Below are 13,365 nucleotides of genomic sequence, written 5' to 3'. Positions count from 1 at the left end.
AGCCTGAGGGTGTCAGACACGCAATTAGCCCCCCGCCAACACGCGCAGCGTCACCCCTCGACGCAAGACCCCGCGTAAGTCCCTGGCCCGCCGCCCGCGCGGCAGGCCAGGGGCGGGCCCCGCAAGACGCTCTAACCCCACCCCAGCGCTGGCAAGAACCTAAAGAACCCCGCCCGCCCTAGCCCCCGTGAAGCTCAAACCACAGGAGCCCGGCGTGGCGGCGGCCTGGGGTGCGCGGGGCGTGTAGATGCGCCCGAGGGAAACCGTAGGGAGCCGAAGGCGGACGAGGTTGACGCAGGGGCAGTCCGGAGCGAACGCTCCGGACCGCAATCGTAGCCCCGCGCGCCCCAGGCCGCCGACGCGCCGGGCGTCTCAAGAACCAGCAATCCAGCCACGCCAAGCAGGCGCCAAAAGCACGCCCCCGCTCACCCCCTAATCCAGAAACCATCAACGTAAAAAACCCTACCTCCGCCCAGCCAGCCACCGCAAAGCCACCCGGTACCCCACAAACACATAAAACCCCGAACTATTCATCACCAACCAGGCCCCCAACCCGCCCACCACCGCCACCACCGGCCCCACGGCCCGCACATCCCCCTGCGTCCAGGCAATCACCCCAAACGCCCCCACCACCACCAAGCCGATCGACAACCACTTCAGCAACACCAGCCCTGCAGCCCGCCCAGCCATCAGCAGCACAACTCCAATCGCCAGCCCCAACGCCGTCCCCGCACACACCACCACCAGCGCAAACGCCGCCATTGCCGAACCCGCAACACCCAGCAGCAGGCTCAGCACCTCAATCCCGACCCCCAGCCCGCCCGCCATCACCAGCACCGCCAGCGCCAGCGGCGACCACATCCCCGGCGGCGTACGCCCCGCGTCCATCTGCGCAACAAAACGATGCATCGCCGCAGACGAAACGGCATCCTCCCCGCTCGCCAGCGCCGCCTCCAGCCTGCGGCACTGACCGATCAGGGCGTTCAGTCCCGAAGCCGGGCCGGGCGTCACGACCGCGCCGCTCCCGGCGCATGTTCCGCCACCGTCCCCCGCAACGCCGCCATCGCCTCCTCCACCGCCACCGGCCGGAAGCCGTCCTCGCGCCAGTACATCGCCACGGAGCCGAAGCCCGACAGCCGCACCGGGATGATGCGCATCGCCCGCATCTGCGAAAAGCGCAGCGCCGCGCGGTGCGACGCCACGCCGATCATGTCGCTGTTGTTGATGAGCGTGAGATTGACCGTGACCGAATTCGACTCGATATGGTCCGCCGGCGGCGCCTGTCCGGCCGCGGCCAGCGCCGCGTCCACCGCGTTGCGGATCGGCGTGCCCTTGGGCCACAGGATCCAGCGATACGACAACAGGTCCCGCCAGCTTGGCTGCTCTACCGCGAACAGCGGATGCCGGGGCCGCGCCACCAGGTGGATCGGCTCCAGGTACAGGGCCTCGAAGCGGATCGCCGGATCATGATGCTCCGGCGCGGAACGCCCCACCACGATATCCAGCTCGCCTTGCGCCAACTGCGCCAGCAGCCGGTCCGTGGTGCCTTCCACCAGCTTCACCCGCGCCTGCGGCATGCGCTCCAGCAGCTTCATCACCGCCAGCGGCACCGTGTCGGATGCCGACGCGCCCGACGCGCCGATCACCACCCGGCCGCCGCCGCCCTCGCGCAGCGCCGCCATGTCCGCGCTGGCGCGGTCCAGTTGCGATTCCACCCGCTGGGCGTGCGCGATCAGCACATCGCCATGCGGCGTCGGGCGCAGACCCCGCGCATGGCGCTCGAACAGCGGCAGTCCGATATCGTCTTCCAGATCCTTCAGCCATTTCGACAGGCCCGGCTGCGTCGTATTGAGCATCGCGGCTGAATGGCTGATATTGCGGGTCTGGGCCAGGCTGAGCAACATCTTCAGATTGCGCAGCCGCAAGCGGTGGGTCCAGTCCATGCAGGCCCTCGTCTTGGGGGGTTGTCTCGTAGGTATGTTTTTATTCGTATGGATAATAAGATAATTTCATTTCAAACCACATAGCTGCTTGCGCATAATCGTCTCCAATCAAGGACCAGCCGCGAACCCACGCGGCGGCCACCCGTAGAAGCCGGCACCAGCCGGACATACAGGAGACAACCATGCACGACGGTCACCCCACCGGCGCGGACAGCGCTGCCTCGGACCGCGCCCTCTACTACGCGCGCATCGCCAAAAAGCACATGGCGCCCCTGTGGGAATCGCTGCACAACCTGGTGCCGCGTCAACCCGCGCCGCGCTGCATTCCCGCCATCTGGAAATACGACGACGTGCGCGACGACGTCATGGCGTCGGGGTCGCTGATCACCGCCGAAGAAGCCGTGCGCCGCGTGCTGATCCTGGAAAACCCCGGACTGCCCGGCCAGGCCAGCATCACGCAAAGCCTGTACGCGGGCCTGCAGCTGATCCTGCCCGGCGAAGTCGCGCCCAGCCATCGCCACACGCAATCGGCCCTGCGCTTCATCGTCGAAGGCCGCGGCGCCTACACCGCCGTCAACGGCGAACGCACCACCATGCACCCGGGCGACTTCATCATCACGCCGTCCTGGACCTGGCACGATCACGGCAACGCCGAAACCGTCGAGGGCGGCGAACCGGTGGTCTGGCTGGACGGCCTGGACATCCCCCTGCTGCGCTTCCTGGACGCCGGCTTCGCCGAGAACTATCCGTCGGCCACCCAGCCCGTCACGCGCCCCGAAGGCGACAGCATGGCGCGCTTCGGCCACAACATGGCGCCCGTGCGCCACCAGGCCTCCAGCGGCTCGTCGCCGATCTTCAACTATCCCTACGAACGCAGCCGCGAAGCCCTGGACGAGCTCTACCGCCATGGCGAGCTCGACCCCTGGGACGGCGTCAAGCTGCGCTACCTGAACCCCGCCACCGGCGGCTATCCAATGCCGACGATGGCCACCTTCATGCAGTTCCTGCCCGCCGGCTTCCAGGGCAAGACCACCCGCACGACCGACTCCACCGTCTACAGCGTCGTCGAAGGCCGCGGCACCGCCCGCATCGGCGACCAGGAATTCCACTTCGGACCGCGCGACGTCTTCGTGGCGCCTTCCTGGATGCCCGTGCAGCTGGCCGCGCTGGAAGACGCCACGCTGTTCAGCTATTCCGACCGCCCGGTGCAGGCCGCGCTGGGCCTCTGGCGCGAAGAACGCGTCGGCTGAACCGCCGCGCCCCTTCGCATTCCGAAATTTCCCCCACCTTCAAATGGTGATCCATGTCTTTTGTGTTTGCTCCCGCCGCTCCCGTCGCCGCGCCCATCGCCGGCAGCCAGGACAGCTTTCCCGTGCGCCGCGTCTACTGCGTGGGCCGCAACTACGCCGCCCACGCCCGTGAAATGGGCTTCGACCCCGACCGCGAACCGCCGTTCTTCTTCTGCAAGCCCGCCGACGCCGTCGTGCCCGTGGCCGAAGGCGCCACGTTGTCCCTGCCCTACCCGCCCGAAACCGCGAACCTGCACTACGAGATCGAACTGGTCGCGGCCATCGGCAAGGGCGGCGCCAACATCGCGGTCGACGAGGCCCTGCAACACGTCTGGGGCTATGCCGTCGGACTGGACATGACGCGCCGCGACCTGCAGATGAAGATGCGCGAAGCCGGCCGCCCCTGGGAACTGGGCAAGGCCTTCGACCTGAGCGCGCCCATCGGCCCGCTGCATCCCGCCCAATCGGTCAGCGGCATCGAACAGGCCGGCATCTGGCTGCAGGTCAACGGCGCCGACAAGCAGCGCAGCGACATCGGCAAGCTGATCTGGTCCATCGCCGAAACCATCGCCTACCTGTCCCGGTACTTCCGCCTGGAAGCCGGCGACCTGATCTACACCGGCACGCCCGAAGGCGTGGGCCCCGTGGTGCGCGGCGACAGGATGGTCGGCGGCGTAGACGGGCTGGGCACGCTCAGCGTACAGATGGCCTGATCGGAGGACAAACGCATGCAACTCCACAGCTTCTTCAACAGCTCCACCTCCTACCGCGTGCGCATCGCGCTCGCGCTCAAGGGCCTGTCCTATGAATACCTGCCCGTGAACCTGCGCAAGCAGGAACAGCGCGCGCCGGACTACGTGGCCAGGAACCCCTCCGCAGGCGTTCCCCTGCTGATCGACGGCGATACGCAGTTGTCGCAGTCGCTCGCCATCATCGACTACCTGGACGCCACCCACCCCGAACCGCGCCTGATCCCGGCCGACACGCTGGCCCGCGCCCGCGTGCTGGAGCTGTCCGACGCCATCTCCTGCGACATCCACCCCGTCAACAACATGCGCATCCTGCGCTACCTGCAAGAGGTGCTGGGGGCCAGCGACGAACAAAAAAACGCCTGGTACCACCACTGGATCCGCGAAGGCCTGACCGCGGTTGAGGCGCTGCTGGCGCGCCACGGCCACGGCGCGTACTGCTTTGGCGATGCCCCCACGCTGGCCGACTGCTGCCTCGTGCCGCAGGTAGCCAATGCCCAGCGTATGGGCTGCGACCTGTCCGCCTATCCGCGCATCCTGCGCATTTTTGAACACTGCAACGCGCAGCCCGCCTTCCAGCAGGCCGCGCCCGCCCAGCAACCGGACTACACCAAGTGAGCAAAGAACCCGACACCCAGGGCGCGCCGCTGCGCGAATACACCGATCCCGCCTATCGCCCCCTGTGCGCCAACCTGGCTGATGTGCGCGCCAACATCGACCGGCTGGACGACGAGATCGTCCGGCTGATCGCCGAACGCGCGATGTACGTGAAGGACGCCGCCCGCTTCAAGCGCGACGCCTTCCAGGTGAGCGCGCCCGCGCGCCAGGCCCAGGTCTTCGAAAAGGCCAGGCAGCTTGCCGAGCGCCACAACCAGGGTTTTTCCAACCTGGAGCAGGTGGTGGACGCGACCTATCGCGCGATGGTGGCCGCCTTTATCGCCAACGAGCAGACCTATTTCGACACGATGAAGAACGTGGGAGACACGCATGACTGATTCCTTGCCTCTGCAGCCCGGCCGCGCGCTCGCCCGCCGGCTTGCGATCCGCACCCTGGCGCTGAGCCTTGCCGCGCTGGCGCCGCTGGCTGCGGCCTCCGCCGCCGACGCCTGGCCCACCCAGCCGCTAAAGGCCGTGGTGCCGTTCGGGCCGGGATCCAGCCCCGACCAGGTGGCCCGCATCGTCGGCGAAAAGGCCAGCGCGATCCTGGGCCAGACGATCGTGATCGAGAACAAGCCGGGCGCCAGCGGCAACATCGGCACCTACGCCATCGCCAACGCCAAGCCCGACGGCTACACCTTTGGCGTGTCGATCACCGGCCCGCTGGTGAACAACACCCTGCTCTTCGACAAACTGCCTTACGCGCCCGCTACGGACCTTTCGCCGCTGACCCTGGCCGTGCACCAGCCCAACGTGCTGGTCGTTCCCGCCAGCGCCGGCATCGACAATATCGGCCAGCTGCTGGACGCGCTGAAGAAGAATCCCGACAAGTACAACTTCCCGTCGCCGGGCGCCGGCACCGTGTCGCATCTGGCCGTGGAACTGCTGCTGCAGCAGATCGGCGCGCGCGCCACCCACGTGCCCTACCCGTCGTCGCCCGCCGCGCTGACCTCGCTGCTGTCGGGCGACACCCAGTTCGCCGCGCTGCCCCCCATCGCAGTCATGCCCATGGTGAAAGACGGCCGCCTGAAGGCCCTGGCGGTCACCTCGTCCCAGCGCTCCAAGCTGCTGCCCGAGATCCCGACCCTGGCCGAAGTGGGCGTGCAGGGCATCGAGGGGTCGGCGTGGATCGGCTTCGTGGTGTCGTCCAAGGCGCCCGCCGATGTGCAGAAAAAGCTGTCGGACGCGCTCATCCAGGCCATCCGCGACCCCGAAGTCGCCAAGCGGCTGCAGGCGCAGTTCATGGATCCCGTGGGCGACACGCCCGCCGAGTTCCGCGGCTACATGGACGACGAGCTCAAGCGCTGGGAGCCCCTGATCAAGAAGCTGGGCATCAAGGGCCAATAAGTGCGACGCGCGGCCGCGCCGCGCGCCGATAGCAATACGCAAGGAGATTCAGATGGTCATCACCGAACCCGCCCGCCAGATTCCGCTGTACGGCGAATATGAAGTGGTCGTCCTGGGCGGCGGCCCGGCCGGCGTGCTGGCGGCCGCCAGCGCCGCCCGCAACGGCGCCAGCGTACTGCTCGTGGAGCGCTACGGCTTCCTGGGCGGCATGGGCACCGCCGCGGGCGTGTCCAACTTCTGCGGACTGCACGCCAATATCCATGGCGATATCCGGCAGGTGGTGCACGGCATGACCGACGATCTGCTGGACCGCATGCGCGCAATGGACGGGCTGAACGATCCGCACCTGATCCTGGGCAAGATCCACGCTCAGGCCTACGACATCTCGGCTTTCAAGTGCGCCGCCGACGGCCTGGTGCAGGCAAGCGGCGCGCAGGTGCTGTTCCATGCCCTGGCCACGGGCCTCGCGCGCGACGCGCAGGGCCGCGTGGACGCGCTGTTCCTGGAAACCAAGTCCGGCCGCTGCGCCGTGCGGGCGAAGATCTTCATCGACTGCTCGGGCGACGCCGACATCGCCCAATGGGGCGGCCTGCCCTTCGAGAAAGGCGACGCGCATGGCCACATGCTCTACCCCACGCTGATGTTCAAGGTGGGCAACGTGGACGGCGCACGCGCACAGGAAGCCTGGAAGACCATCCCGCAACTGATGGACCAGGCCGCCGCCAGCGGCGAATTCACCTTTCCGCGGCGCGGCGCCATCGTCCGCCCGCAAAAGCACGACTACGAATGGCGGGTCAACGTCACACAGCTGGCCAACGCGGACGGCAGCGCGGCGGACGGCACCGACGCCGGCTCGCTGTCGGCGGGCGAACTGGAAGGCCGCCGACAGATCATGAACTACCTGGCGTTCCTGCGCGCCAAGGTGCCCGGCTTCGAGCAGGCCTATGTGCTGGATATCGCCCCGCAGCTGGGCATCCGCGAGACGCGCCGAATCGTGGGCGAGGCCGTGCTCAGCAAGGAGGACGTGCTGGGCTGCGCGGACTTCCCGGACAGCATCGGCGTGAACGGCTGGCCGCTCGAAATGCACACGGCCGGCGACGTGCAATGGATGTGGCCGCCCATACCCGAATCGCGCGGCTACAACCAGCTTCCGTTCCGCATGATGGTGCCCCGGCGCGGCCCGGGCGTGGCCGACAACGTGCTGGTGGCGGGCCGCTGCGCGTCCATGACGCACGAAGGCCAGTCGGCCGCGCGCGTCAGCGGCAGCTGCTTCGTCATGGGCGAGGCCGCGGGGACGGCATCCGCGATGGCGCTGCGCGCGGGCATCGCGCCTGGCGACGTTTCCATTCCCGCGCTGCAGGCGCAATTGAAGAAGCAGGGCGCCTTCCTGGGCGGCCAAGACTGAACCCGCGCGAGATTCCGACATGACTAGCAACCTGGCTGCAAAGCCTAAGACCCAAACCGTGATCGTCGTGGGCGGCGGCATCGGCGGCCTGGCGGCCGCGCTGGCGCTGACCCGCCAGGGCATCGCCGTGCAACTGCTGGAGCAGGCCGCGCACATCGGCGAGATCGGCGCGGGCATCCAGCTGGGACCGAACGCTTTTGCCGCGCTGGACGCCCTGGGCGTGGGCCGCACGGCGCGCGAACGCGCCGTCTTTACCGACCACATCATCATGATGGACGCGGTGGACGCCAGGGAAGTCGTGCGTATCGACACCGGCGAAGCCTTCCGCGCGCGCTTCGGCGGCCCCTACGCGGTGATCCACCGCGCCGACATCCACCTGTCCATCCTGGAAGCCGTGCAGCAGGACCCGCTGATCCGCTTTCGCACGTCCACCCAGATCGCCAGCATGTCGCAAGACGAGCACGGCGTCGAAGTCGTCGACACGCAAGGCAACCGCTACCGCGCCGACGCCATCGTGGGCGCGGACGGCGTCAAGTCCGTGATCCGCGAGCGCATGGTGGGCGACCCGGCCCGCGTCACCGGCCACGTCGTCTACCGCGCCGTGGTGGAGCGCGACAACATGCCCGAGGAACTGCGCATCAACGCGCCCGTGCTGTGGGCCGGCCCGCATTGCCACCTGGTGCACTACCCCCTGCGCGGCGGCCAGCAATACAACCTGGTCGTCACCTTCCACAGCCGCGAAAAGGAAGAATGGGGCGTGCGCGAGGGCAGCAAGGACGAAGTCCTGTCGTACTTCCAGGGCATCCACCCCACCCCGCACCAGATGCTGGACCGCCCCACGTCCTGGAAGCGCTGGGCCACCGCCGACCGCGAGCCGGTCGAACGCTGGGGCCAGGGCCGCGCGACGATCCTGGGCGACGCCGCCCACCCCATGACCCAATACATGGCGCAGGGCGCCTGCATGGCGCTGGAAGACGCCGTGACGCTGGGCCAGGCCGTCAGGCACTGCGACCACGACTTGCAGGCGGCCTTCCGGCTGTACGAATCGGTCCGCATCCCGCGCAGCGCGCGCGTGGTGTGGTCCACGCGCGAGATGGGCAGGCTCTATCACGCGCGGGGCGTGGAGCGCACCGTGCGCAACATGCTGTGGACAGGGCGCAGCCAGTCCCAGTTCTATGACGCATTGCAGTGGCTGTACGGCTGGAAAGTGGAAAACTGCCTCGCGGGAGGCATGCAGCAGTAGGCAAACTTGCAGGAAAAACGCCGCGTGGCGCAGAACATGCGGCAAACAAAGATAAGCACAAGAGGAGACAACCATGCACAAACGCACCATCCGCGGCGCCGCCGCCGTCATGCTGTCATTGGCCTCGTACGCGGCCAGCGCGCAGCAGAAACCCGTGGACATCGGCTTCATCGGCACCCTGTCCACGCCTGCCGGCTATATCGGCGAAGACGAACGCGACGCCTTCTTGCTGGCCGTCAAGGAGGGCGGCGGCAAGCTGGGCGGCGTGCCCGTCAACGTGCGTGTCGAGGACGACGCGCTCAAGCCCGCCAACGCCAAGCAGATTGCCGACAAGATGGTGCAGGGCGGCGTGCGCCTGTTCACCGGCATCAACTTCTCGAACGTGATGGCCGCCGTCGGCCCCACCGTGCTGAACGCGGGAGCCTTCTACGTCAGCCTGAACGCCGGCCCCTCCAATTACGCCGGCAAGGCCTGCAATCCCAACTACTTTGCTGTGGCGTTCCAGAACGACTCATACGCCGACACCGCCGGCATGGCCGCCAACGAACTCGGCGCCAAGCGCGTGGTCATCATGGCCCCGAACTACCAGGCGGGCCGCGACGCGGTCGCCGGCTTCAAGCGCACCTACAAGGGCGAGATCGCCGACGAGATCTACACCAAGCTGGAGCAGGCCGACTTCTCGGTGGAGCTGGCGCGCATCCGCTCGCTCAATCCCGACGCCATCTTCCAGTTCCATCCGGGCGGCGCGGGCATCAACCTGACCAAACAGTTCGCCAATTCCGGCCTGGCCGACAAGATCAAGATGATCACGCCCATCTACTCGATGGACGACCGCATGCTGGCCGCCACCGGGACGGCGGGCAAGGGCTTCTACCTGAGCTCGCTGTGGAGCGCCGACCTGGACAACGCGCAGAGCAAGCACTTCGTCGAGGCCTTCACCAAGGCCTACAACCGCGCGCCCACCGCCTACGCGGCCCAGGCCTACGACACGGCCAACCTGATCGCATCCGGCCTGAAGGCTGTGAACGGCGACATCGCCGGCCGTCCCGACGACTTCCGCAACGCCCTGCGCCGCGCAGACTTTCCCAGCGTTCGCGGCAACTTCAAGTTCGGATCGAACCAGCATCCCATCCAGGACTGGTACCTGCTGCATATCGAGGCGGGCCCCGACGGCAAGCTGGTCTACAAGAACCTGAAGGTCCTTGCCCGCAATCACACCGACGTGCACGCGGCGGACTGCAAGATGTAAGAACGCGGTTTCCGGCCGCGCGGGGACCGGGCTCGCCGCTCCCCGCGCGCCGCCATCACACAGACTCTCCCAAGAAGGAGTCGCAATGCTGATGTTCCTGGAGCAGGTTCTGAACGGCCTGCAGTACAGCGCCTTGCTGTTTCTGTTGTCGGCGGGATTGACGCTGGTTTTCGGCATCATGAACGTCATCAACCTGACGCATGGCTCGTTCTACATGGTGGGCGCGTTCTGCGCCGCCAGCGCAGCCGCATCCACGGGATCGTTCGCGGCCGCCCTGCTGGCCGCGCTGGCGGGCGCGGCCCTCTACGGCCTGATCGTCGAACTGCTGGTCATACGCCACCTGTACCGCCGCGACCACCTGGACCAGGTGCTGGCCACGCTGGGGCTGACGCTCTTCACCAATGAACTGGTGACCGTGCTGTTCGGGCGCAGCCCGCCCTTCATGGACATCCCGCCATTCCTGTCGGGATCGGTGGCGCTGCTGCCCGGCCTGAACTACCCCGTCATGCGGCTGGCGTTCATCGGCGCAGGCGCGCTGGTAGCCCTGGGCCTGTGGCTGCTGATCTCGCGCACGCGGGTCGGCATGCTGGTGCGCGCGGGCGCCGACGACGGCGAAATGGTCGACGCGCTGGGCGTAAACATCCAGCGCCTGTTCACCCTGATCTTCACGCTGGGCGCCCTGCTCTGCGGCTTTGCCGGCGTCATGGCCGCGCCCCTGCTGGCGGTGGAGATCGGCATGGGCGAACGCATCCTCATCACCACCTTCGTGGTCATCGTGGTCGGCGGCGTGGGCTCGGTGCGCGGGGCGCTGGTGGGTTCGCTGATGATCGGCATGACCGACGCGCTGGGACGCGCCTACATCCCCTTCTGGATGTCGCGCATGCTCCCTCCCGAACTGTCGGACTCGGCCAGCTCCAGCCTGGTGTCCGCCAGCATCTACATCCTGATGGCCGTCGTGCTGCTGTTCAAGCCGCGCGGGCTGGTGCCTGCCCAGCGCTAGGAAAAAATCCATGAACACTCGAACTCCATCGACGGACGCCCTGCCTGATCTGCGCGTCAGCGCACGCGAAACACGCATCACCCGAAGCGCCGTCGTCAACGCGGTCGGCCTGCTGCTGTTCGTCCTGGTACCGGCCATCGCGTCGGCCACGGGCGAAAGCTTCCTGATCAACCTAATGACGCGCTTTCTCATCTACGCCATTGCGGCTTTCAGCCTGGACCTGATCCTGGGCTACGGCGCCATGGTCAGCTTCGGCCACGCCGCATTCTTCGGCCTGGGCGGCTATGTCATCGGCATCGCCGGCTTTCACCTGGGCCAGGGCGACACGCTGTTCGGCTGGAGCGGCAGCAATGCCGCCCTGATCATGTGGCCGCTGGCGGTGGCCGTGGCCGCGCTGGCGGGGCTGGCGGTGGGCTTTTTGTCGCTGCGCACGTCCGGCGTGCAGTTCATCATGATCACCCTGGCCTTCGGGCAGATGCTGTATTTCATCCTGGTCGGCCTGATGATCTACGGCGGCGACGACGGCCTGTCCATCGACGCGCGCAACACCTTGCCCGGCCTGGACCTGAACCATCCCGCCACCTTCTACTACGTCTGCCTGGCGCTGATGACCGCCTGGATCATCGTTTGCCGGCGCATCGTCAATTCCCCGTTCGGCATGGCGCTGCAGAGCATCAAGCAGAACCCTCGCCGCAGCATCGGACTAGGCCTGGCTCCGCTGCGCTACCGGCTGACGGCCTTCGTGCTGTCGGCCGCCGGCACGGGCCTTGCCGGCGCACTGTGGGCCAACTACGCGCTCTTTGTCAGCCCCGACATGTCGGCCTGGCAGAAATCGGGCGAACTCATGGCCATGGTGATCCTGGGCGGCATGGGCTCCATCTTCGGCCCCGTCCTGGGCGTCGCCGTATACCTGGGGCTGGAACAGGTCGCCACCGGCTGGACCGAACACTGGATGCTGATCCTGGGCCCGGTGCTGGTGCTGGTGGTGCTGTTCGGCAAGCGCGGCGTCTACGGCTGGCTGGCGGGAGGCAAGCAATGACCGGACATCCCAAACTCGAAATCCGGGGCCTGAAGAAATCCTTCGGCGCCGTCCACGCGACGCAAGGCGTCAACCTGGAAGTCAGGCCCGGCGAACTGCACGCGCTCATCGGCCCCAATGGCGCGGGCAAGACCACACTGCTGTCCCAGATCAGCGGCGAAATCCTGCCCGATGCCGGCAGCATATGGCTAGACGGCGGCGACATCACCCGCATGCCCGCCCACAAGCGGCCCGCGGCAGGACTCGCGCGGTCCTTCCAGATCAGCCAGCTCTATCCCGACTTCACCGCCGAAGACAACGTCGCCATGGCCGTACAGGCGCACAGCCCCGGCGGCTTCAACCTATGGCGCAACGCCAGGCGCATGACGCGGCTGCGCGAACCGGCGCGGCAGGCGCTGGAGCGCGTCGGCCTGGGCGGCCGCTACGATGTACGCGTATCGGCCCTGGCGCACGGCGAAAAGCGCCAGCTTGAACTGGCCATGGCCCTGTCGCTGGACGCCTCCGTGCTGCTGCTGGACGAACCCATGGCCGGCATGGGCGCCGAAGAATCCCAGCGCATGACCGCCCTGCTGCAAACGCTCAAGGGCCGCTACGCCATCCTGCTGGTCGAGCACGACATGGACGCCGTCTTCGCGCTGGCCGACCGCGTCACCGTGCTGGTCTACGGCAAAACCATCTTCACCGGCACGCCCGACGAGGTGCGCCGCCACCCCGACGTGCGCGCCGCCTACCTGGGCGAGGAGGACTGATGCTGCAAGTCAAACAACTACAGGGCGGCTATGGCGCCAGCAAAGTGCTCTTCGGCGTAGACCTCGACATCGCCCCGCGCCAGGTCGTCTCCCTGATCGGCCGCAACGGCATGGGCAAGAGCACGACCGTCAAAACCCTCATGGGCATGCTGCCCGCCCAGGGCGGCAACATCCTGCTCGATGGCAAGCCCATCGCCGGACTGGCGCCACACCGCATCGCGCAGCTCGGCATCGGCCTGGTGCCCGAAGGCCGCCGCGTATTTGGTTCGCTGTCGGTCGAAGAAAACCTCATCGCCACCGCCCGCAACACGCGCGCAGGCTGGCACGTGGGGCGCGTGTTCGACCTCTTCCCGCGCCTGAAGGAACGCCGCACCCAATCCGCCCGCACCCTGTCCGGCGGCGAACAACAGATGCTCGCCGTGGGCCGCGCACTGCTCATCAATCCGCGCCTGCTCATCCTGGACGAAGCCACCGAAGGCCTCGCGCCCCTCATCCGCCAGGAAATCTGGAACTGCCTGCGCCGCCTGAAGGAAGAAGGCCAGACCATCCTGGTGATCGACAAAAACCTCAAGGAAATGGCCACACTGGTAGACCGCCACCACGTCCTGGAAAAAGGCCGCGTCGTCTGGCAAGGCAGCCCGGCTGAACTGGCCGCGCAGCCCGAACTGGCGCATCGCTACCTGGGCGTATAGCGC

14 protein-coding genes are annotated in these 13,365 nt (G+C 67.4%); 12 read left to right on the top strand and 2 right to left on the bottom strand.

Annotated features, from left to right (window positions below; genetic code table 11):
* Positions 1-462: 462 nt before the first annotated feature.
* Together KYC_RS27905 and KYC_RS27900 are read right to left on the bottom strand one after the other, a co-directional pair.
* The gene (locus KYC_RS27905; RefSeq protein ID WP_008168920.1) at positions 463-1,011 is read right to left on the bottom strand and encodes a hypothetical protein; all 549 of its coding nucleotides are present in this window, start codon (positions 1,009-1,011) and stop codon (positions 463-465) included.
* The gene (locus KYC_RS27900) at positions 1,008-1,943 is read right to left on the bottom strand and encodes a LysR family transcriptional regulator (RefSeq protein ID WP_008168919.1); all 936 of its coding nucleotides are present in this window, start codon (positions 1,941-1,943) and stop codon (positions 1,008-1,010) included. Before KYC_RS27900 ends, KYC_RS27905 begins: the two co-directional genes overlap by 4 nt.
* Before the next feature lie 182 nt (positions 1,944-2,125).
* On the opposite strand from KYC_RS27900, the gene gtdA reads away from it, so the two are divergent.
* The 12 genes from gtdA to KYC_RS27840 all read left to right on the top strand — a co-directional run bounded on the left by gtdA (position 2,126) and on the right by KYC_RS27840 (position 13,362).
* Positions 2,126-3,193: a gentisate 1,2-dioxygenase gene (gtdA, locus tag KYC_RS27895; RefSeq protein WP_008168918.1), complete on the top strand. Its 1,068-nt coding sequence runs from the start codon at positions 2,126-2,128 to the stop codon at positions 3,191-3,193.
* Between the two features lie 53 nt (positions 3,194-3,246).
* Complete coding sequence (locus KYC_RS27890) at positions 3,247-3,945, top strand: fumarylacetoacetate hydrolase family protein (protein WP_008168917.1); 699 nt, start codon at positions 3,247-3,249, stop codon at positions 3,943-3,945.
* 15 nt (positions 3,946-3,960) lie between these two features.
* Positions 3,961-4,599 carry a maleylacetoacetate isomerase gene (gene maiA, locus KYC_RS27885; protein ID WP_008168915.1) on the top strand — a complete coding sequence of 213 codons (639 nt, stop codon included), beginning with the start codon at positions 3,961-3,963 and terminating at the stop codon, positions 4,597-4,599.
* Complete coding sequence (locus KYC_RS27880) at positions 4,596-4,976, top strand: chorismate mutase (protein ID WP_008168914.1); 381 nt, start codon at positions 4,596-4,598, stop codon at positions 4,974-4,976. The genes maiA and KYC_RS27880 overlap by 4 nt, the downstream gene beginning before the upstream one ends.
* Positions 4,969-5,985, top strand: a complete 1,017-nt coding sequence (locus KYC_RS27875) for a Bug family tripartite tricarboxylate transporter substrate binding protein (RefSeq protein WP_008168913.1) — start codon at positions 4,969-4,971, stop codon at positions 5,983-5,985. The genes KYC_RS27880 and KYC_RS27875 overlap by 8 nt, the downstream gene beginning before the upstream one ends.
* A 52-nt stretch (positions 5,986-6,037) precedes the next feature.
* On the top strand, positions 6,038-7,390 hold the full coding sequence (locus KYC_RS27870) for an FAD-dependent oxidoreductase (RefSeq protein ID WP_008168912.1): 1,353 nt from the start codon (positions 6,038-6,040) through the stop codon (positions 7,388-7,390).
* Between the two features lie 19 nt (positions 7,391-7,409).
* The gene (locus KYC_RS27865) at positions 7,410-8,633 is read left to right on the top strand and encodes a 3-hydroxybenzoate 6-monooxygenase (RefSeq protein ID WP_043519438.1); all 1,224 of its coding nucleotides are present in this window, start codon (positions 7,410-7,412) and stop codon (positions 8,631-8,633) included.
* A 73-nt stretch (positions 8,634-8,706) separates the two neighbouring features.
* Positions 8,707-9,882: an ABC transporter substrate-binding protein gene (locus KYC_RS27860; protein WP_008168909.1), complete on the top strand. Its 1,176-nt coding sequence runs from the start codon at positions 8,707-8,709 to the stop codon at positions 9,880-9,882.
* Between the two features lie 85 nt (positions 9,883-9,967).
* Positions 9,968-10,882: a branched-chain amino acid ABC transporter permease gene (locus KYC_RS27855; RefSeq protein WP_008168906.1), complete on the top strand. Its 915-nt coding sequence runs from the start codon at positions 9,968-9,970 to the stop codon at positions 10,880-10,882.
* Positions 10,883-10,892: 10 nt separating this feature from the next.
* A complete protein-coding gene (locus KYC_RS27850) occupies positions 10,893-11,921 on the top strand; it encodes a branched-chain amino acid ABC transporter permease (RefSeq protein WP_008168904.1) in 1,029 nt (342 codons plus the stop codon).
* Positions 11,918-12,670 (top strand): ABC transporter ATP-binding protein, encoded by a 753-nt coding sequence (locus KYC_RS27845; RefSeq protein ID WP_008168902.1) that lies wholly within the window; start codon positions 11,918-11,920, stop codon positions 12,668-12,670. The genes KYC_RS27850 and KYC_RS27845 overlap by 4 nt, the downstream gene beginning before the upstream one ends.
* Positions 12,670-13,362 (top strand): ABC transporter ATP-binding protein, encoded by a 693-nt coding sequence (locus KYC_RS27840; RefSeq protein WP_008168900.1) that lies wholly within the window; start codon positions 12,670-12,672, stop codon positions 13,360-13,362. The genes KYC_RS27845 and KYC_RS27840 overlap by 1 nt, the downstream gene beginning before the upstream one ends.
* The last annotated feature ends 3 nt before the right edge of the window (positions 13,363-13,365 follow it).

This window comes from Achromobacter arsenitoxydans SY8, from assembly GCF_000236785.1.
In the GTDB taxonomy this organism is placed as follows: Bacteria; Pseudomonadota; Gammaproteobacteria; order Burkholderiales; family Burkholderiaceae_B; genus Achromobacter; species Achromobacter arsenitoxydans.
Note: the sequence above shows the minus strand (reverse complement) of the source record. Positions and strands in the feature narration are given on the sequence as shown.

What these genes read in the sequence shown, in the direction of transcription:
- KYC_RS27900 (WP_008168919.1), bottom strand. Translation starts at nt 1,943, where the DNA reads ATGGACTGGACCCACCGCTTGCGGCTGCGCAATCTGAAGATGTTGCTC.
- KYC_RS27860 (WP_008168909.1), top strand. Translation starts at nt 8,707, where the DNA reads ATGCACAAACGCACCATCCGCGGCGCCGCCGCCGTCATGCTGTCATTG.
- KYC_RS27865 (WP_043519438.1), top strand. Translation starts at nt 7,410, where the DNA reads ATGACTAGCAACCTGGCTGCAAAGCCTAAGACCCAAACCGTGATCGTC.
- maiA (WP_008168915.1), top strand. Translation starts at nt 3,961, where the DNA reads ATGCAACTCCACAGCTTCTTCAACAGCTCCACCTCCTACCGCGTGCGC.
- KYC_RS27845 (WP_008168902.1), top strand. Translation starts at nt 11,918, where the DNA reads ATGACCGGACATCCCAAACTCGAAATCCGGGGCCTGAAGAAATCCTTC.
- KYC_RS27850 (WP_008168904.1), top strand. Translation starts at nt 10,893, where the DNA reads ATGAACACTCGAACTCCATCGACGGACGCCCTGCCTGATCTGCGCGTC.
- KYC_RS27840 (WP_008168900.1), top strand. Translation starts at nt 12,670, where the DNA reads ATGCTGCAAGTCAAACAACTACAGGGCGGCTATGGCGCCAGCAAAGTG.
- KYC_RS27855 (WP_008168906.1), top strand. Translation starts at nt 9,968, where the DNA reads ATGCTGATGTTCCTGGAGCAGGTTCTGAACGGCCTGCAGTACAGCGCC.
- KYC_RS27870 (WP_008168912.1), top strand. Translation starts at nt 6,038, where the DNA reads ATGGTCATCACCGAACCCGCCCGCCAGATTCCGCTGTACGGCGAATAT.
- gtdA (WP_008168918.1), top strand. Translation starts at nt 2,126, where the DNA reads ATGCACGACGGTCACCCCACCGGCGCGGACAGCGCTGCCTCGGACCGC.
- KYC_RS27890 (WP_008168917.1), top strand. Translation starts at nt 3,247, where the DNA reads ATGTCTTTTGTGTTTGCTCCCGCCGCTCCCGTCGCCGCGCCCATCGCC.
- KYC_RS27875 (WP_008168913.1), top strand. Translation starts at nt 4,969, where the DNA reads ATGACTGATTCCTTGCCTCTGCAGCCCGGCCGCGCGCTCGCCCGCCGG.